Annotated in this window: 14 protein-coding genes; 2 read left to right on the forward strand and 12 right to left on the reverse strand. The window is 74.5% G+C overall.

Annotation, left to right across the window (positions count from 1 at the left end):
* The first annotated feature begins 32 nt into the window (after nt 1-32).
* Complete coding sequence (locus tag AB0C87_RS28435; protein WP_345184403.1) at nt 33-1,541, forward strand: MDR family MFS transporter; 1,509 nt, start codon at nt 33-35, stop codon at nt 1,539-1,541.
* On the opposite strand, the gene AB0C87_RS28440 is transcribed toward AB0C87_RS28435, so the two are convergent.
* The 3 genes from AB0C87_RS28440 to AB0C87_RS28450 are packed head-to-tail and all read right to left on the reverse strand — an operon-like array spanning nt 1,538 to nt 3,835.
* Entirely contained in the window at nt 1,538-2,203 is a 666-nt protein-coding gene (locus AB0C87_RS28440; protein ID WP_345184405.1) for a response regulator transcription factor, read from the reverse strand. The genes AB0C87_RS28435 and AB0C87_RS28440 overlap by 4 nt on opposite strands.
* A gap of 20 nt (nt 2,204-2,223) precedes the next feature.
* Entirely contained in the window at nt 2,224-2,652 is a 429-nt protein-coding gene (locus AB0C87_RS28445; RefSeq protein WP_345184407.1) for a pyridoxamine 5'-phosphate oxidase family protein, read from the reverse strand.
* Nucleotides 2,633-3,835, reverse strand: a complete 1,203-nt coding sequence (locus tag AB0C87_RS28450; RefSeq protein ID WP_360580374.1) for a histidine kinase — start codon at nt 3,833-3,835, stop codon at nt 2,633-2,635. Before AB0C87_RS28450 ends, AB0C87_RS28445 begins: the two co-directional genes overlap by 20 nt.
* Nucleotides 3,836-3,993: 158 nt before the next feature.
* Here AB0C87_RS28450 and AB0C87_RS28455 point away from each other — a divergent pair, with 158 nt between their 5' ends.
* A complete protein-coding gene (locus AB0C87_RS28455; RefSeq protein ID WP_353835853.1) occupies nt 3,994-6,660 on the forward strand; it encodes an alpha/beta fold hydrolase in 2,667 nt (888 codons plus the stop codon).
* A gap of 77 nt (nt 6,661-6,737) precedes the next feature.
* Here AB0C87_RS28455 and AB0C87_RS28460 read toward each other — a convergent pair whose 3' ends face one another.
* From AB0C87_RS28460 to tal, 9 genes are all read right to left on the reverse strand, one after another.
* The gene (locus AB0C87_RS28460) at nt 6,738-7,070 is read right to left on the reverse strand and encodes a cupin domain-containing protein (protein WP_345181007.1); all 333 of its coding nucleotides are present in this window, start codon (nt 7,068-7,070) and stop codon (nt 6,738-6,740) included.
* 43 nt (nt 7,071-7,113) lie between these two features.
* Entirely contained in the window at nt 7,114-8,316 is a 1,203-nt protein-coding gene (locus AB0C87_RS28465) for an Ig-like domain-containing protein (RefSeq protein WP_345181009.1), read from the reverse strand.
* A gap of 129 nt (nt 8,317-8,445) precedes the next feature.
* Nucleotides 8,446-9,225 carry a 6-phosphogluconolactonase gene (gene pgl, locus AB0C87_RS28470; protein WP_353833779.1) on the reverse strand — a complete coding sequence of 260 codons (780 nt, stop codon included), beginning with the start codon at nt 9,223-9,225 and terminating at the stop codon, nt 8,446-8,448.
* Nucleotides 9,222-10,307, reverse strand: a complete 1,086-nt coding sequence (opcA, locus tag AB0C87_RS28475) for a glucose-6-phosphate dehydrogenase assembly protein OpcA (RefSeq protein WP_353833778.1) — start codon at nt 10,305-10,307, stop codon at nt 9,222-9,224. The genes pgl and opcA overlap by 4 nt, the downstream gene beginning before the upstream one ends.
* Nucleotides 10,308-11,834, reverse strand: coding sequence for a glucose-6-phosphate dehydrogenase (zwf, locus tag AB0C87_RS28480; RefSeq protein WP_345181016.1), 1,527 nt, complete (start codon nt 11,832-11,834; stop codon nt 10,308-10,310).
* A gap of 133 nt (nt 11,835-11,967) precedes the next feature.
* The gene (locus AB0C87_RS28485) at nt 11,968-13,590 is read right to left on the reverse strand and encodes a glucose-6-phosphate isomerase (RefSeq protein ID WP_360580378.1); all 1,623 of its coding nucleotides are present in this window, start codon (nt 13,588-13,590) and stop codon (nt 11,968-11,970) included.
* The gene (locus tag AB0C87_RS28490) at nt 13,587-15,269 is read right to left on the reverse strand and encodes a phosphoheptose isomerase (protein WP_345181020.1); all 1,683 of its coding nucleotides are present in this window, start codon (nt 15,267-15,269) and stop codon (nt 13,587-13,589) included. Before AB0C87_RS28490 ends, AB0C87_RS28485 begins: the two co-directional genes overlap by 4 nt.
* Nucleotides 15,270-15,393: 124 nt before the next feature.
* A complete protein-coding gene (locus AB0C87_RS28495) occupies nt 15,394-17,049 on the reverse strand; it encodes a glucose-6-phosphate isomerase (protein WP_360580380.1) in 1,656 nt (551 codons plus the stop codon).
* On the reverse strand, nt 17,046-18,161 hold the full coding sequence (gene tal / locus AB0C87_RS28500) for a transaldolase (protein WP_345181025.1): 1,116 nt from the start codon (nt 18,159-18,161) through the stop codon (nt 17,046-17,048). The genes AB0C87_RS28495 and tal overlap by 4 nt, the downstream gene beginning before the upstream one ends.
* Between the last annotated feature and the right edge of the window lie 27 nt (nt 18,162-18,188).

Genomic DNA, 18,188 nt, shown 5'->3' on the forward strand with positions numbered 1-18,188 from the left:
ATATGTCTAACGCATAGAAATGGGAGGTGCGCGTGATCGAGACGACCGCGCCGATGACCGACCGGCACCGGCTGCTGGTGTTCGGCGGCCTCATGCTCGCCGGGCTCATGTCCTCGCTGGACGCGACGGTGCTCGGCACCGCGCTGCCGACGATCGTCGGGGACCTCGGCGGGCTCGACCGGCTCGCCTGGGTGTCGACGGCGTACGTGCTGGCCACCAGCGTCACCGTCCCCCTGTCGGGACGGCTCGGCGACCTGTTCGGGCGCCGCCGCGTCCTGCTGACGGGCCTGCTCGGGTTCCTCGCCGGATCGGCGGCGTGCGGGGCGGCGCCCACCATGACCTGGCTGATCGTGTTCCGCGCCGTCCAGGGCGCCGCGGCCGGCTGCCTGATGAGCTCGATGTTCGCGCTCACCGGCGAGCTGTTCGAGCCGCGCGAGCGCGCCCGGTACCAGGGCTACTCGGCGATCGTCTTCGCCGTCTCCAGCATCGCGGGACCGCTGGCCGGAGGCGTCCTCACCGACCACGCGTCGTGGCGGTGGGTGTTCTACCTCAACCTGCCGCTCGGCATCGCCGCCACCGCCGTGATCGTGCTGTTCCTCCGGCTGCCGGCGCCGCAGGGCAGGCCCCGGATCGACTACGCCGGGATCGTCCTGCTCGGCGCCGCCGTCACCTGCTTCACCCTGTTCACCAGCTGGGCCGGAACACGGTACGCGTGGGGCTCGCCCGTCGTCCTCTCGCTGGCGGCGGCCTCGGCCGTGCTGTTCACCGCGTGGGCGCTCGCCGAACGGACGGCCGCCGAGCCGATCATCCCGCCGCGGCTGTTCCGCGACCGGTCGTTCAGCGTGGCCTGCGCCGTCGCGGCCGTCGGCGGCGCCACCGGGTTCGGCCTCGCCACCTACCTGCCGATGTTCTTCCAGGTCGTCGGGGGAGTCGGCGCGACCCGATCGGGCCTGCTCCTGCTGCCGATGATGCTCGCGCTCCTGGCCTCGTCCATGGCGGCCGGGAAGTACATCCACCGCACCGGCCGCTACCACCGGCTCCCGGCCGCGAGCATGGCGGTCAGCGCGGCCGGGATCGCGCTGCTGGCGACCATGGACGCCGGCACCGGCCTGGTCGCCGCGGGCTGCTACATGGCGGTGCTCGGCTTCGGCGCCGGGCTGTCCCAGCAGGTCGTCATGCTGATCGCGCAGCAGGCCGCGCCGCACCGCGACCTCGGCGCGGCGAGCTCGGGCGTCTTCGCGAGCCGCATGCTCGGCACCGCCGCCGGGATGGCCGTCTTCGGCGCCGTCGTCTCGAACCGGTTCGCCGAGGAGATCGTGCGACGGGTCCCGGACGGGCGGGTCCCGGCGTTCGGCGACGCCGTCCGCCCCGAGGTCCTGGAGACCCTCCCGGCGCCGGTGCGCGACGGCGTCGCCGAGGCCTTCGCGGACGCGTTCTCCACCCTGTTCGTCACCGCGCTGCCCGTCACCGTGCTGGGCCTGGCGGCGGCGCTGCTGCTCCGCCACGTCCCGCTGGCGCGGCGCGGCCCAGAGAACCGCTAGTCGTCGAGCGCGGCGTCGTGGACGAGGAGGGCGATCTGGACGCGGTTGTTCAGCTCCAGCTTGGCCAGCAGCCGCGACACGTACGCCTTCACGGTGGCGACGCTGAGCGACAGCTCCTTGCCGATCTCGCTGTTGGTCAGGCCGCGGCCGACGAGCGCGGCCACGGCCCGCTCGCCGTCGCTCAGCCGGTCCAGCAGGCCGCGGGCGCGGGCCCGGCGCGGATCGGCGCCGCTCTCGGCGACGTAGGCCATCATCCTGCGCAGCACCGCGGGCGACATCATCGGCTCGCCCGCCGCGACCTGGCGGATCGCCCGCATGATCTCCGGCGGCGGGGTGTGCTTCAGCAGGAAGCCGCTCGCGCCGGCGCGCATCGCCCGCAGGATGTGGTCGTCGCTGTCGAACGTGGTCAGGATGATGATCTCGGGCGGCTCGCGGCGGCCGCGCAGCAGCGCGGTCGCCGCGAGCCCGTCCAGCCGCGGCATCCGGATGTCCATCAGCACGACGTCGGGCCGGTGCTGGTTCACGGCGGCGACGACCTCGGCGCCGTCGGCGACGTCCGCGATGACCTCCAGGTCGCCGGCGCTCGCCAGCATCATCGACAGGCCGGCCCGGACGAGCGCGTCGTCGTCGACGATCAGGACGCGGACGGGAGGGGAGTCCATCCCGCCACCCTACGGGCGGCTCAGTCGCGGCGCAGGCGGCGTCCGGTGACGCTCGACGCCGCCAGCCGGAACCACGCCTCCCGATCGCCACCGGGCCACGGCCGGACCTGCGCGACCTCGGCCTTCTCCGCCTCGGAGAGAAGGTGCGCGCCGCCCCGCAGCAGCACGCTCCAGCCCTCGTGGCGGGCCTCCTCGAACCGGTCGACCTCGAAGGCCGCCCGGACCTCCCCGCCGGTCACCGCCGTCAGCAGGTTGCGGGTCAGCCGGCCCGCCGCGGATGTGCGGAAGATCACCGAGTCTCCCTCGACCGCGTAGTTCACGGGGATGACCGTCGGTCCCTCGCCGTCGTCGAACGCCACCCGGCCGATGGTGCCGCCGGCGAGGAGCTTCATGCACTCGGCGCGGTCGAGTTCTTCGAGGACGGGCTCGTCAGAGGAGTTCGCTGCCATGAGTATCACCTTTCCCACCGGTACCGGCGCCATGCGCGGCCCGCAGCGGAAGGCGGGCGCGCAACCGGAACCGCCCGTCGCCGGTGCGGCCGTGCTCCAGGGTCCCGCCGAGCAGCGCCACGCGCTCGGCGAGGCCCACCAGCCCCGTGCCGGAGCCGGGGAGGGGCAGGGCGGGCGGGCCGGCGGGCATCGCGTTGACGATCTCGACGTCCAGTTCGGCACCCGCGTCCAGGGACACCCGGACGTCCGCGCCCGGCGCGTGCTTGCGGGCGTTCGTCAGCCCCTCCTGGACGATCCGGTAGGCGTGCCGTCCCACGCGGGAGGGGACCATCCCGGGGTCGGGGACGTTCCGCTCCAGCGTGACGCGGCCCCCGGCCCGCCGCGACTCCTCGACGAGCGCGGGGACGTCCGCGAGCGTCGGCTGCGGGCGCTCGGGATCGGCGCCGGGCGCGTCGTCGCGCAGGACGCCGATCACCTCGCGCAGGTCCTCCATCGCCTCGTAGGCGCTGCGCCGGATGATCCCGGCGGCCTCGCGCTGCCCGTCCGGCGTGCCCGGGCCGAACTCCAGCGCCCCCGCGTGCACCGCCAGCAGCGAGATGCGGTGCGCGAGGACGTCGTGCATCTCGCGGGCGAGCCGCTCGCGCTCCAGCAGCCGGGCCTCCTCGACCCGCAGCCGCTGCTCGGTCTCGGCGGCGCGGGCCCGCTCCTCCAGCGAGGCGATGAGCTGCCGCCGGGACCGCACCAGCATGCCCGTCGTCACGAGGACCGCGTAGATCAGCGCGAAGATGACGCTTCCCTGGAGGAACTGCCCGTCGGGCGACGCGAACCGGAACAACACGATGATCAGTGCCAGGCTGGCGCCGGCGATCGGCAGCGCGATCCGCCAGGGCCGCAGCATCGCCAGCGAGTACATCGCGATCGCCGCCGTGCCGAGCGTCGTCGTCGCCGCCCACTGCGCGAACACCATCACGACCGCGAGGGCCACCGGATGGCGGCGCCGGAAGAGGACGAGGAACACGCAGGCGACGGCGCCGATCAGCACGTCCCGCCGGACCAGGATCGTCTCCCCGGGGGGCAGGTCGTCGATCGTGCCCTGGAGCAGCACCCAGCCGAGCGCCATCGCGGCGCCGGCGGCGCCGAGGTCGCCGAGCCAGTCGCGCCACGGCCGGCGCAGGAGGTCCATCCGCCCCACGGTAGCCATGCCGACCGCCTCCGTCAGTGGCCGCAGGTCGGCGCCGCGTCGACTTTGGTCTGCGGGACGCGTCCTGGGGCTGTCCCCACCCCGCGGCCGCCCGCTGCCCGCAGTGTGCCCGCGCCTTCGCGTGCCTAGCGTCTGTGGGCATGACGACGACACCACCGAGGCGGCGCGAGGCCGCCAGACGGGCGGTCGCGGTGCTGGCGGCGGGGGCCGCGATCGCCGCGGCCGCCGCCGTCCCGGCACCCGCGCGAGCCGAGCCGGCGCCGGCCGGCTGCGCCGACCGCGCGGCGACCCTGCGGGCACTGGAGCGGCTGACCGGAACGCACGGGCTCACGGGCGCCGCCGTGCGCGTCGACGATCCCGCGTGCGGGACGTGGAAGGCCGGCAGCGGGGTGGCCGACCGCCGCACGGGGAGGCCGATGAGCGCGGACCTGCGCGTACGGATCGCCAGCATCACCAAGACGTTCACGGCCGTCACCGTGCTCCAGCTGGCGCGGGAGGGCCGGATCTCGCTGGACGCCCCGGTCGAGCGCTACCTGCCCGGTCTGCTCGACCGGGGCGGCTACGACGGCCGGAAGATCACCGTGCGGAGCCTGCTGCGGCACACCAGCGGCCTGCCCGACTACACCGACACCTTCTCGGACCCGGACGAGTACCGCTTCCGGCACTTCGAGCCCGGTGAACTGATCGACCGGGCGCTGAAGCTCCCGCCCCCGCGCCCCGGCTGGCACTACTCGACCACGAACTACATCATCGCGGGGCTCATCGCGGAGAAGGCGGGCGGGCGCAGCCTGGAGGACGAGGTCCAGCACCGGATCATCCGGCCGCTGCGGCTGCGCGACACCTACTGGCCGGGCGACGAGACGCGGATCAGGGGAGCGCACGCGCACGGCTACATGCGCGAGGAGCGCGACGGGACCGTCCGCTGGAACGACTACACCGAGATGAACACGACGATGGGCTGGGCCGGCGGCGCGCTGATCTCCAGCCCCCGCGACCTGAACGTCTTCTTCGGTGCGCTGATGGGCGGCCGCCTGCTGAGTCCCGCGATGCTCGCGCAGATGAGGCAGACGGTCCCCGCCGACCCCGACCGCATCTGGGACGGCGCGGCCTACGGCCTCGGCCTCATCGAGACCCCGCTGCGCTGCGGCGGCACCTGGTGGGGGCACGCGGGCGGCCTCCCAAGCTACGTCACCGTCTCGGGCGTCGCGCCGTCCGGGCGCCGCGTGACGGTCGCCCTCAACGAGAACCCGTCCACCCAGGAGGCGTTCGACGACCAGATGCGGCTCGTCGAGACGGCCTTCTGCGACGGGGCAGCCGCACCGGCCGCCGCACCGACCGGTGCGCCGGTCGCCGCTCCAGCAGCGGCCACGACCGGGAAGGGCGGTCTCGCCCGCTTCTACGACCAGCGGCTGGACTGGAAGAAGTGCACCCTCGACGCCGGTGACGAGGTCGGCAAGGAGCTCGACAAGGCGGGCGCCCGGTGCGCGGACGTCACCGTCCCGCTCGACTACCGCCGTCCCGAGGGCCGCACCATCACCGTGGCGATCTCCCGCCTGAAGGCGTCCGACCGCGCCCACCGCATCGGCACGATGATCCTCAACGGGGGAGGCCCGGGGCCCGCCCTCGACATGCCGCCCTACATGCGCTCCCTCATGGGGAAGGCCGGTCCTCGGTACGACCTGGTGGGGATGGACCCGCGCTCGCTCGGCCGCAGCGCCGCGGTGGACTGCCACTGGCCCGCCGGGACGTGGATCCGGTCGGCGGGGGAGAGCCGCCGCTCCTTCGACCGGTCCGCGGCGTTCGCCAAGGACCTCGCCGACCGCTGCGCGCGGACCGACGCCGGCGTCCTGCCGCACATCAGCACGCGCAACATCGCCCGCGACATGGACATCGTCCGGGGGGCGCTCGGCGAGCGGAAGGTCTCCTACAACGGCGCGTCCTACGGCACCTACCTCGGGTCGGTGTACGCGACGATGTTCCCCGGCCGCCTCGACCGCGTCGTCCTCGACAGCTCGGTCGACCCGGCCGGCTTCGGCCCGCGCCTGCTGGCCGGCACCGAGGGCGCCAACGACCACGCGCTCGCCGCGTGGGCCGCATGGGCGGCGAAGCGCGACGCGGCCTACGGCCTCGGCGGCACCCGCGACGAAGTCCTCGGCACCGTGCGCGGGCTCGTCAGGGCGGCCGGCGGGAAGCCCCTCGCCGTCGGCCCGTACCGCGTGGACGACACCGTGCTGCCGGCCGTGCTGTTCAACGACCTCGGCACCGACGAGGACCAGGCCAGGGCCACGCTGGCGGAGTCGCTGCGCGTCTTCGTCAAGGCCGCGGCGGGGGAGAGCGTCCAGCCGACCAAGGAACTGGACGAGGAACTCAAGTTCCTGCTCACCGGTGCCGAATCGGTGTACGGGAGCGGGCAGACCGCCATCATCTGCGGGGACGCGACGGCGTCGCGCGATCCGGAGTCCTACCGGCGCGACATCGAGCGGAACCGGGCGGCCAGCCCGCTGTTCGCGCCCCTGACCCGCAACGTCAACCCGTGCGCGTTCTGGCCCGCGCGGCCCGCGGAGCGGCCGACCGAGGTCGGCGGGCGGCTGCCCGCGCTGATGGTGGCCGCGACCGGCGACACCCGCACGATCTACGCGAGCAACCAGGCTCTGCACGGGCTGCTGCGCGGATCGCGGATGGTCACGCTGGACGCCGACGTCCACGCGCCCTACCAGCGCGGCTACCCGAACGCCTGCGTCATGGACACGGTCAACGGCTACCTGCTGACCGGCCGCCTTCCCGCGCGGGACTTCACCTGCGACTGAGGCGCGGCGCCCCTCCCGGAGGCGCCGGGCCGGGCCGCCCGACATCGGGCGGCCCGGCCCGGCGCCTCACCGCCCGGTCAGCCGGGCTTGGCCACGGTGAGCAGCACCGCGGCGTCCTCCAGCGCCTCCAGGCTGTGCCGCGCGTCCGGGATGATCAGCAGGTCCCCGGCGATGCCGTCCCAGGAGTCCTGGCCGGCCACCAGCCGCACGCGGCCCTGCATGACCAGGACCGTCGCCTCGCCGGGGCTCTCGTGCTCCGCCAGCGCCGTGCCCGCCGTCATGGCGATCAGCGTCTGGCGCAGGACGTGCTCGTGCCCGCCGTACACGGTCTCGGCGCCGCGCCCGGTCGAGGCCGCGGCGGCGCGCTTCATCAGGCCCCGGACCTGTGCGTCCAACGAGAGCTTCTGCATGGCACCAAGTGTGCCAGTGGGGTCGCGGACGGCACCGGTGGCCTCAGGCGAGGGGCGTGCCCATGACCGGCTCGCCCACCGCGCTGCCCTTCAGCCATGCGTCCCAGGACTTCGCCCACGGCGTCGGCCCGTTCCCGAACTGGAGCTGCCGCGACGTGCCGGTCACCTTCACCACGTCGCCCCGGTTGGTGAAGTCGTAGAACCACTTGGCGTCGCCCGGGGAGGCGTTCACGCACCCGTGGCTGACGTTGTCGTTGCCCTGCGCGTCGGTCGACCACGGCGCCGAGTGGACGAACGTCCCGCTGTAGGTGAGCCGGACGTTCCACTTCGTCGGGATCCGGTACTCGCCGGGGTCGCCGGTGGTGGCCGAGTCCATGACGATGTGCGCCGCCTTCTCCTGCGCGATCATGGTGCCGCTGTAGCTGTCGTGGCCCGGCTTGCCGAGGCTCACCTTCATCGTCCGCACCGTCCTGCCGCCGTCGGTGACCGTCGCCCGGTGCTTCTTGGCGTCGACGGTGGTGATGTGACGCGGCCCGACGGTGAAGCCGACGGTGCGGTCCTTCATCCCGTACATGCCCCCGCCGGCGTTCAGCCCCGCCAGGTGCGCGACGACCTCCACCTTCTGCCCGGACGGCCAGTAGTCGCGGGGCCGGAAGTCGACCTCCTTGTCGCCGATCCAGGACCAGGCGCCCTCGACCGGCTTGGACATGCGGACCTCGAGGGCCTTCTCCACCGCCGCCTTGCCGGCCTTGGTGCTCACCGGCTTGGACAGCAGCAGCTGGACGGGCATGCCGACGCCGACGGTCTCGCCGTCCAGCGGCGACATGCCGCTCTCCAGCTTCCTGCGCGGCGTCAGCGTCGTGAACGTCGACGTCGTCGTGGCCTGCTTGCCGCCGTCCCCGGTGGCCTTGGCCGTGACCGTGTACGTCGTGGACGGCCGCAGCGTCCACGACGACGTCCACGACTTCCTGTCGGCGGCGAGCTTCCCCGCGGCCTTCGCGCCCTTCTTGCCGTAGGTGACGGTCACGCTCGTGAGCGTGCCGTTGTCCGCCGTGACGGTGACCGGTTTGTCCGGGGCCGCCTGCCGCGTCCCGGTGGCGGGCGTGACGGCGAGCTTCACCGCGTCCCCGGCCTCGCCGCCGTCACCGCCCCCTCCTCCACCGCCACCGGACGAGCAGCCCGCGGCGGCGATCACCGCCGCCCCGGCGACCGCCGCTCCCACCGTCCCGGTCCGACCCTTGAGCACCTGAGAACTCCTCACGCTCGACGCGGGTTTTCCCTTGGTGAAGGTATGCACGCTTTCGGCCGAGGCATGCGGGAGCACCGCTACTGTTCAGTCTTCTCCCAGGTGTACGGGCCTTACTTCACGCGGGGTTCAAGGGGCGATGACGCGCCCCGTACCCGGCGGAAGCTCGGACGCGGCGGCCCGGTCGAGCAGGAACAGGGTCCGGCTCCGCCCGCGGGCCCCCGCGCACGGGACGTGGAAGGGGTCCGCGTCCGGCGCCAGCCCGAGCCCGATGGCCTTCGCCTTGGACTCGCCCGCCGCCAGCAGCCACACCTCGTCCGCGGCGCGCAGAGAGGGGAACGTCAGCGAGATCCGGGTCGGGGGCGGCTTCGGGGCGCCCCGCACCGCCGCCACCGCTCCCTCGTCGCGCAGCGCCGGCAGCTCCGGGAACAGCGACGCCACGTGCGCGTCGGGGCCGACGCCCAGCATCACCACGTCGAAGGCCGGGACCGGTCCGCCCCCCGTTCCGGCGGCGGACCGCAGCTCGGCGGCGTACCGCTCGGCCGCGGCGTCCGGGTCGTCGCCGTCCGGGCCGTCGGCCGCCGGCATCGCGTGGACCCGCGCCGGGTCGAGCGGGACGTGGTCGAGCAGCGCCTCCCGCGCCCCGGTCTCGTTGCGCTCGGGGTCTCCGGCGGGCAGGAAGCGCTCGTCGCCCCACCACAGGTCGAGCCGGCCCCAGTCGACCGCGTCGCGGGCGCCGGAGGCGGCCAGCGCGGCGAGCACCGCCGTGCCGACGCCGCCGCCGGTGAGCACCACCGACGCCGTACCCCGCGCCGCCTGGGCGTCGGCGATCCGCGTCACGAGCCGGGCCGCGGCCGCCTCGGCGAGCAGGGACTGGTCGCGGTGGACCAGGACGGTCGGGGCGGTCACGCGTCCCCCGTCCTGCCGCGGCCCTTGCGCGCCGGCTGCTTCGAGTCCGCCTGCTTCGAGTCCGCCTGCCCGGCTCCCGCCCGCTTGGCCGTCGCCTGCTTCCTGGGCGGCGCGGCCGCGTCGGACGTCGCCGACACCGGCTCGCTCGCCACGCCCGGCTTCTGCGTCCCGCCCGCCAGGTCCTTGGCGAACCGGGCGGCGGCGTCGCGGTAGACCTCGTCGGGGTCGAGGCGCCGCAGCTCCTCGGCCAGCAGCTCCGCCATCGGCCGCCGCATCAGCGACACCTGCCGGTCGGGCTGGCCGGGGCGGCACAGCGTCGCGACCCGCCCGTCCGGGCGGTCGATGACCAGGTCGCCGCCCGTCGTCACCAGCCGGACGCCGGTGATGCCGGGGCCCTCGGAGACCCTCCGGTCCACCGGGACGCCGAGCCGGACCGACAGCCACGCCGCCAGCAGCTCCGCGCTCGGGGAGTCCGGTTCGGCCATCACCTCGCCCGAGGTGATCTCGTCGTGCTCCTGGTCGAGCGCGGCCGCCAGCAGCGACCGCCAGGAGGTCAGCCGCGTCCAGGTGAAGTCGGTGTCGCCCGGCCGGTAGCCCTCGGCGAGCTGGGCCAGGGTGCCGAGCCGGTCGCGGGCCGCGTAGGCGTCGGTCACCCGGCGCTGCGCCAGCCGGCCCAGCGGGTCCTTGGCGGGCACCTTCGGCACCTTGCCGCCGGGCCACCACGTCACCACCGGGGTGTCGGGCATCAGCAGCGGCACGACGACGGAGTCGGCGTGCTCGGCGAGCGGCCCGTACATGCGCAGCAGCACCGTCTCGCCGGGGCCGGTCTCGCCCATCCGGATCTCCGCGTCGAGCCGCGAGGAGTTGCCCCGCGGGTCGCGGGAGATGACGGTCAGCACCCGGCAGGGGTGCTCGCGCGCCGCCTCGGTCGCGGCGCGCACCGCGTCGTACTGCGCCGACTCGTCCGTCACGATGATCAGTGTGAGCACCATGCCGACGGCCGGGCCGCCCATCAGATGCCGGGACTGCGTCAGCGCGTCCTGGATCTTGCGGGTCGTCGTGCCGGTCAGATCGATGTTCATCTAGAGCCGCCTCCAGGTTCGGCCGTCCCGCGCCATCAGCTCGTCGGCGCTGTCGGGCCCGTAGCCGCCGGCCTTGTACTGGTCGAGGCCGCCCCGGCTGGCCCAGTACTCCTCGATGGGGTCGAGGATCTTCCAGGACAGCTCGACCTCCTCCTGCCGGGGGAACAGCGGCGGGTCGCCGATCAGCACGTCGAGCAGCAGCCGCTCGTAGGCCTCGGGCGAGGCCTCGGTGAAGGACTCGCCGTAGGCGAAGTCCATGTTGACGTCGCGGATCTCCATCGAGGTGCCGGGCACCTTCGAGCCGAACCGGACCGTGATGCCCTCGTCCGGCTGCACCCGCATCACCAGGGCGTTCTGCCCGAGCTCCTCGGTGTCGGTGTGTGAGAACGGCAGGTGCGGCGCCTGCTGGAACACCATCGCCACCTCCGTGACCCGGCGGCTCAGCCGCTTGCCGGTGCGCAGGTAGAACGGGACGCCCGCCCAGCGGCGGTTGTCGATCTCCAGCTTGACCGCCGCGTAGGTCTCGGTGCGCGAGTCGGCGGGGATGCCCTCCTCCTCCAGGTACCCCCGGACGCTCACGCCGCCCTGCCAGCCCGCCGCGTACTGCCCGCGCGCCGTCGACTGGGCCAGGTCGCCCCGCACCCGCACCGCGGAAAGGATCTTGGCCTTCTCGGCGCGGACGGCGTCGGCGCTGAACGAGGTCGGCTCCTCCATCGCGGTGAGCGCCAGCAACTGGAGCAGGTGGTTCTGGATGACGTCGCGGGCGGCGCCGATGCCGTCGTAGTACCCGGCCCGGCCGCCGATCCCGATGTCCTCGGCCATCGTGATCTGCACGTGGTCGACGAAGGAGCGGTTCCAGATCGGCTCGAACATCGTGTTGGCGAACCGCAGGGCCAGGATGTTCTGCACCGTCTCCTTGCCGAGGTAGTGGTCGATCCGGAAGATCGCCTCCTCGGGGAACACGCGGTGCACGGTGTCGTTCAGCTCCACCGCGGTCTTCAGGTCGCGGCCGAAGGGCTTCTCGATGACGACCCGGCGCCAGGAGCCCTCCTTGCGGTCGGCGAGGCCGCTGCGCTGCAGCTGCTCGACGACCTGCGGGAAGAACTTCGGGGGGATCGACAGGTAGAACGCGTAGTTGCCCCCGGTGCCGCGGCTCTCGTCCAGCTCCTTGACCGCCATCGCCAGCGCGTCGAACGCGCCCGGGTCGCTGAACTCACCGGGGACGAAGTGCATGCCCTCCATCAGGTGCGTCCACACGTCCTCGCGGAACGGGGTCCGCGCGTGGGCCTTGACGGACTCGTAGGCGATCTGGCGGAAGTCCTCGTTCTCCCAGTCGCGCCGAGCGAATCCCACCAGGGAGAAGCCCGGCGGCAGCAGCCCCCGGTTCGCCAGATCGTAGATCGCCGGGAGGAGCTTCTTGCGCGACAGGTCCCCGGTGACACCGAACAGCACGAGCACGCACGGCCCGGCCACCCGCGGCAGGCGCTTGTCCCGCGGGTCGCGGAGCGGATTGGCTGTGTTGGTCACGTGGCCCCCTCTGATCGCACTGCGCCTTCTTCGACTACTGCTTCAAGCATCCTGCCCCAACTCGTATCGCGGGCCCCAACTCGGTATCGCCCCCTGTCCGGCCACGGTCTTCGCCGGTTCCCGGTGTGCGCGCTCATATGTCTCCTCTGGCGGCGTCGAGCAGCCGGGCCAGCCCCGCCCAGCGGTTCTGCAGGTGGAGCCGGACCACCGGGCGGCCCGCCGCGCACGCGTCGCGGGCGTCCCCCAGCGCCCGCGCGAGCTGCAGCATGCCGAGCGTGTGGTGCCGGCCGGGGACCGGCACGTCGCGGACGACGTTCCCGGTCACCAGAAGGTAAACGCATCCGTCCGGGTGATCATTTCCGGTCGCGGGCGGCCGCGTGCCCCAGTCCACCCGCACCGGCCGCCCGCAGCGCGCGGCGAGCAGCGCGGCGAGCCGGCGCACCTGCGCACCCTGGCCGCGCGCCTCGTCCGGGTCGAGGTGGGCGACCAGCACGAGGTGCTCGCCCCGCCCGACGCGACCGGCCAGCGCGTCCAGCAGCCCGGTGAGCCCGGTGAGCCCGGACGCGCCGGCCAGCGCGGGGACGGCCGTGCGGGCCTCGACCGCCTGGCCGGGGTCGCCGTCGGCGAACAGCGGCTCGCCGGTCCCGTCGTCCAGCGTCATCGGGGCGGGCCGTTCCGCCGCCGCCAGCGGGTCGGCCTCCAGCAGGTAGGACGCCACCGCGGCGGCGTACTCCCATACGACGAGTTGCGCGGCGAGCGGCCCGGCGACCGTGGCGTCGTCCTGGTGCGGGCGGCCGTCGAACGTCAGCAGGAACAGGTCGTCGTCGGGCTGCAACGGCAGGCCCCCGTCCTGGACGACCGGCACCAGCCGGCCGCCCGCCGCCTCCCGCAGCAGCAGCGCCGCCCATCCGGCGATGCCCGGCAGCGCCGCCGGGTAGCCGCCGAGCACGGCCGTCCGCCGCCCGGCGCGGGCCGCTCCGCCGAGGATGGCGCCGAGCACGAGCCCCGGATTGTGCTCCGGCCGCGTGAGCGACGGCAGGACGGCGGTGGCCTCCTCCAGCAGCGCCCCGACGTCGGCGCCGGCGAGCGCCGCGGGCACCAGCGCGTAGGGGGACAGCGCGCCGAACGCGGTGGGCGCCGGAGCCTCCACCAGCGCGTGCCCCGCCTCCGCCGCGTGCCCGGCCGCCGCCGCGCGCGGCTCGGCGACCGTCACGAACCGCCGCGCGATCCCGGCGGGGGACAGGCCCTCCTCCCGCAGCGCCTCCGCGAGCACCTCGCGCAGCGCCTCGGTGGCCGGGTCGCCGCCGGTCACCACGAACGCCGTCCGGTTCAGCCGCTCCGGGTCCTCCCTGAGGCGCAGCGGCGGCCCGGGGTCGGGGCCGTCCAGCACCGTCAGCGAGCCGCGGCCGTCCGGCGCGGGTGCTCCGCCGGCGCGGACGATCAGCTCTGCGGCGCGGGCCGGGGCGCCGCCGCCGAGCAGCACCACGTCGGTCAGCCCGTCCTCGCGGGCCCGCGCGCGCAGCTGTTCGGCACGTTCCAACACCGCGCGGCCGGGACCGGGCTGCCCAGGCCAGCACAGCGGGCGGCCCTCCACGCCGGCGGTGGCCGCCGACGGCCACAGCGACGCGTCCTCCGAGGCGAGCCGGACCGGCACCTGGTCGATCCACAACCTTCCCAGGACCCGCTCGGCGGCCTCCTTCAGCGGACCGCGAGCGGTGATGGCCGTCTCCCCCGAGACGACGGCGGTGAAGCTCACGGTCTGCGCGCCCCCGCCACCGCGCGGACCGCCTCGATCAGCCGTCCCGCGCCGTCCACCGGGTTGCGCAGGTGCAGCCGGATGACCGGCAGCCGCCGCGCGCGCAGCGCCCGCAGCTCCCCGAGGGCGCGCGCGATCTGCAGCTGCGCCAGGCTGTAGGGGCGCCCGGGGACGGGGTGCGCGGCCAGCGCGTCGCCCGGCGCGGGATCGCCGGTGATGATCAGGAACGCGCCGTTGCCCGGACCGTCCTTGTGCACCGGACCCGTGGCGTGCGGGTAGCCGGGTCCCGGCCCGTAGGCGACGGGGCGCCCGGACGCGCGGGCCAGCGACGGCGCGAGGTAGCGCCCGGAGAAGTCGCCCGACAGGTACGTCATGACCGCGAGGTAGCCGTCGGACGGCACCGAGGCGACCAGGCCGCCGAGGACGGTCTGCAGCTCGGCGCCGGGCGGCCACGGGAAGTCGGCGTGCACCTCGATGTCGTCCTCGACGTACACCGGCCGCTCCGCCGTGAGCGACCCGGTCGCGACCGTGCGCAGCAGCGTGGCGGCGTCGTCCTCGGCTTCCTGGACGACCGCGCTGCCCGCCTCGAACGGGTTCACGCCGAGCAGCCACCCGGCGACCGCCGTCGCGTACTCCCACAGCAGGAACTGCGCGCCGAGCGGCGCCCACACCGAGGTGTCGGACTCGTCCTGCGCCGCCGAGCGCGGATTGACCGACACGCCGTGCACGTCGGGGAAGTCGCCCCGGCCGCCGGGCGGCTCGAAGGCCAGCACGCCGCGCCCCCGCTTGCCGGTGCCGACCGCGAGCAGCTGGGCGATCCACGCGCTCAGCGCGCCCGGCCCGCCCGGTTCGCGCAGCAGCACCTTGTCGCGGGCGAGGCCGCCCGGCCCCTGTTGCGCGCAGCCGCCGATGACGGCGCCGAGCAGCAGGCCCGGGTTGTCCTCGTTCCTGGACAGCGACGGCACGAGCGACGCCGCCTCCTCCAGGAGCCGGTCGGCGTCCGCGCCCGCCAGCACGGCGGGGACGAGCCCGTAGGCGGACAGGGCGCCGTAGTGCCCGGGCAGGTAGGGGTCGGTCAGCCCGATCCGGTAGCCGCACTGGCGGGCGAAGTCGTGCAGTGGGCTGCCGTGGTCGGTGATGACGAGGAACCGGCTCGCGATCTCCCGCTCCGACAGGCCCCGCTCCCGGAACGCCGCCGCGAAGATCCGGCGGTAGGCGTCGCCCTCCAGGGACACGCCCGCCTTGCTGGCCAGCACGACCAGCGTGCGGTCGAGCCGCTCCATCGCGAACGCGAGCGCGGCGGTGTCGCCGCCGTCCAGCACGGTCAGCTCGCCGGACGGCCGCTCGGCCGCGCCGCCGGCGCCCGCCATCGCGGGCGCCTGCGCCTCCACGACGGCCTGCGCGGCGAGGCTCTCCGCGCCGACGCCGATCAGCACCACATGGTCGAGGCCCGAGTACCGCGCCTCCGCCACCAGCCCGCCGACCTGGTTCAGCAGCCCGCGGGAGGCGAACGGCAGGTCGAGCCAGCCCAGCCGGCTGTGGTCGACCGCCCGCCGCCCCCACAGCTGGGGGTCCTTGGCGGCCAGCGCACCGGGGACGCCGCAGCTCACGAGGTAGTCCCGCGCCTGCAGCGCCGAGTCCAGCACGTCACCGCGCGTGAGTACGTCGAATCCTGACACCGTTCCCTCCCGGCCCCCATCGTTTCAGGAGAGAAAGGGCATTCGCGACCATCTCCATCGATCTTCTTGGTCGCGTCCCGGATCCGGCCGGTCGCGGTGAGTCGACGCGGCCGGACCCGGTCGGTCAGCCCAGCGCGGCCGCGAGCCGGTCGAGTCCCTCGGCGCGGTCGCGCAGGTGGATCCGGAAGGCGGGACGGCCGAGCGACCGCAGCACCCGCAGGTCGCCGAACGCCTGCGCGAGCTGCAGCTCGCCGAGGCTGTAGGGCCTGCCCGGCACGGGGACGTCGCCGGAGACGGCACCGGTGACCATCAGGAACGCGCCGTTCGCCGGGCCGCCCTTGTGGTACTGCCCGGCCGTGTGCAGACAGCGGGGCCCCCAGCCGAAGGTGACGGGGGCGGGATTGCGGCGGACCTTGGCGGCCCGCGCCGCCAGCAGCGGCCGCAGCTCCGCCGCCGCGGCGTCCGCGGTCCGGTCGAGGTAGGCCAGGAGCGCGAGGTAGCCGCCGTCCTCGATGTCCTCCAGCAGGACGTCCAGCGCCTCGGTGAGGGTCCGCGCGCCGCGCAGCGCGTCCTCGGGGGCGTGCACCTCGACGGCGCCCTCGACCAGCTCGGGGGGCCGGTGCACCACCGTCGGCGCGGCGCCCTCCTCCGAGCGCAGCAGCGCCGCCGTGCTCTCCCGCGACTCGCCGACGTCGGGCTCGGTGAACGGGTCGACCCCGATCACCCGGCACGCCACCGCGACCGCGTACTCCCACAGCAGGAACTGCCCGCCGAGCGGCCCGGCGACGCTCACCCCCGCCTCGCGCCCGGGGCCCGGCTCGTCCGGGCGGCGGCCCAGGATGACGCGCCGCAGGTCGCCGGTCAGCTCGAAGCCGGGCGCGTCGACGCCCTCCACCACGACCGGGAGCAGACCCTTGCCGTCCTTGCCCATCGCCCCGGCGACCAGCTGCTCCGCCCACGCGGCGAAGCCCTCCAGGCCGGACCCGAGGTCGGCGATCACCAGCTTGTCGCGGGAGCCGAGCGCCGAGGAGGCCAGCGCCGCGCCGAGCGCCAGCGCCGGGTTGTCGTAGGGCTGCCGCAGCACCGCCGCGAGCCGGGACGCCTCGTCCAGCAGGGACCCGACGTCCACTCCCGCGAGCGCCGCCGGGACCAGCGCCCGCGCGCCGAGCGCGCCGAACCGGCCGTCGACGTCCTCCTCGGCCGGGACGAAGTGGTGCCCGACGTCGCGGGCCGCCTGCTGGAGGGCGGAGCCCTCTTCGGCGACCACGACGAACCGGCGGGCCAGCTCGGCGCCCTTCAGCCCGGCCTCGGAGAAGGCGCGCCCGAAGACGCGCCGCAGCGATTCGGCCTCGACGCCCTCGTCCGCCACGACGACGAGCGTCCGGTCCAGGCCGGCGGCCAGGACGGCGGACACCTCGTGCGGGTCGGTGGTGTCGAGGACGGTCAGGTCCGCGCCCGCCGTCCGGCAGATCGCCTCCGCCGCCAGCGCCGGACCCCCGGACGCCGCCAGCACGATCCGGTCGAGCCCGGCGGAGCGGACCTCGCCCACCAGCTCCGACAGCCGGTCGCACAGGTAACGCGAGGTCTCCGGCAGGCCCAGCCAGCCGAGCCGGCGGGCGGCGAGCGGGGCCGCGTCCGGACCCCACAGCTTGGCGTTGCGGGACGCGAGCGAGCCGGGCACGCCGTCGGAGACGAGACGGTCCAGGACCGTCTCGCTCTCGTCGACGACGGTGCCGCGGATGGTGACCGAGATCCCCCCGGCGGTCACCACCGACGTCACGCGCCGGCCTTCTTGGACTCCAGCTCGCCGGTGATGGTGTCGAGGAGCTCCGTCCAGGACGCCTCGAACTTCTCGACGCCCTCCTCCTCCAGCACCCGCACGACGTCGTCGTAGTCGACGCCGACGTCCTTCAGCGCCGCCATGTGCGCGCGGGCGTCGTCATAGGCGCCCCGGACGGTGTCGCCGCGGACCTGGCCGTGGTCGGCCTCGGCCACCAGCGTCGCCTCCGGCATCGTGTTGACCGTGCCCGGCGCGACCAGCTCGTCCACGTACAGGGTGTCGCTGAGGTCGGGGTCCTTCACGCCGGTCGAGGCCCACAGCGGCCGCTGCGGGCGCGCCCCGGCGTCCTTGAGCGCCTTCCACCGGTCGGTGGCGGACTTCTCCTCGTACAGCGCGTAGGCGAGCCGGGCGTTGGCGAGGCCCGCCTTGGAGCGCAGCGCCTTCGCCTCGTCCGAGCCGATCTTGTCGAGCCGCTTGTCGATCTCGGTGTCCACCCGGCTGACGAAGAACGAGGCCACCGAGGCGATCTTCGACAGGTCGTGGCCGTTCTCCCGGGCCTTCTCCAGCCCGGCGAAGAACGCGTCGATGACCTTGCCGTAGCGCTCCAGCGAGAAGATCAGCGTCACGTTCACGCTGATGCCCTCGGCCAGCACCGCCGTGATCGCCGGCAGGCCCTCCTCCGTCGCCGGGATCTTGATGAGCAGGTTGGGCCGGTCCACCATCCACCACAGCGCCCGCGCCTCGGCGATCGTGCGGCGGGTGTCGCGGGCCACCCGCGGGTCGACCTCGATCGACACGCGGCCGTCCAGGCCCTCGGTCCGGTCGTAGACCGGGCGCAGCACGTCGCAGCCCCACCGGATGTCGTAGGTGGTGATGGCGCGGGCCGCCTCCTCGACGTCCACGCCGCGCACCGCGAGGTCGCGGACCTGCTCGTCGTAGGCGTCGCCCTTGCTCAGCGCCTTCGCGAAGATCGTCGGGTTGGACGTGACGCCGACGACGTGCTTGTCCTTGACCAGCTCCGCCAGGTTGCCCGTGCGCAGCCGCTCCCGGCTGATGTCGTCCAGCCAGATCGAGACGCCCTCGCCCGAGAGCTTCTTCAGAATGTCGCTCATCGCTCTTCTCCTCGTCGTCGTCTTCAT

The organism is Actinomadura sp. NPDC048021 (assembly GCF_040653135.1).
In the GTDB taxonomy this organism is placed as follows: Bacteria; Actinomycetota; Actinomycetes; order Streptosporangiales; family Streptosporangiaceae; genus Spirillospora; species Spirillospora verrucosospora.

Coding starts and splice junctions, on each gene's coding strand:
- AB0C87_RS28440 (WP_345184405.1), bottom strand. CDS start 2,203: ATGGACTCCCCTCCCGTCCGCGTCCTGATCGTCGACGACGACGCGCTC.
- AB0C87_RS28445 (WP_345184407.1), bottom strand. CDS start 2,652: ATGGCAGCGAACTCCTCTGACGAGCCCGTCCTCGAAGAACTCGACCGC.
- AB0C87_RS28450 (WP_360580374.1), bottom strand. CDS start 3,835: ATGGACCTCCTGCGCCGGCCGTGGCGCGACTGGCTCGGCGACCTCGGC.
- AB0C87_RS28455 (WP_353835853.1), top strand. CDS start 3,994: ATGACGACGACACCACCGAGGCGGCGCGAGGCCGCCAGACGGGCGGTC.
- AB0C87_RS28460 (WP_345181007.1), bottom strand. CDS start 7,070: ATGCAGAAGCTCTCGTTGGACGCACAGGTCCGGGGCCTGATGAAGCGC.
- opcA (WP_353833778.1), bottom strand. CDS start 10,307: ATGAACATCGATCTGACCGGCACGACGACCCGCAAGATCCAGGACGCG.
- tal (WP_345181025.1), bottom strand. CDS start 18,161: ATGAGCGACATTCTGAAGAAGCTCTCGGGCGAGGGCGTCTCGATCTGG.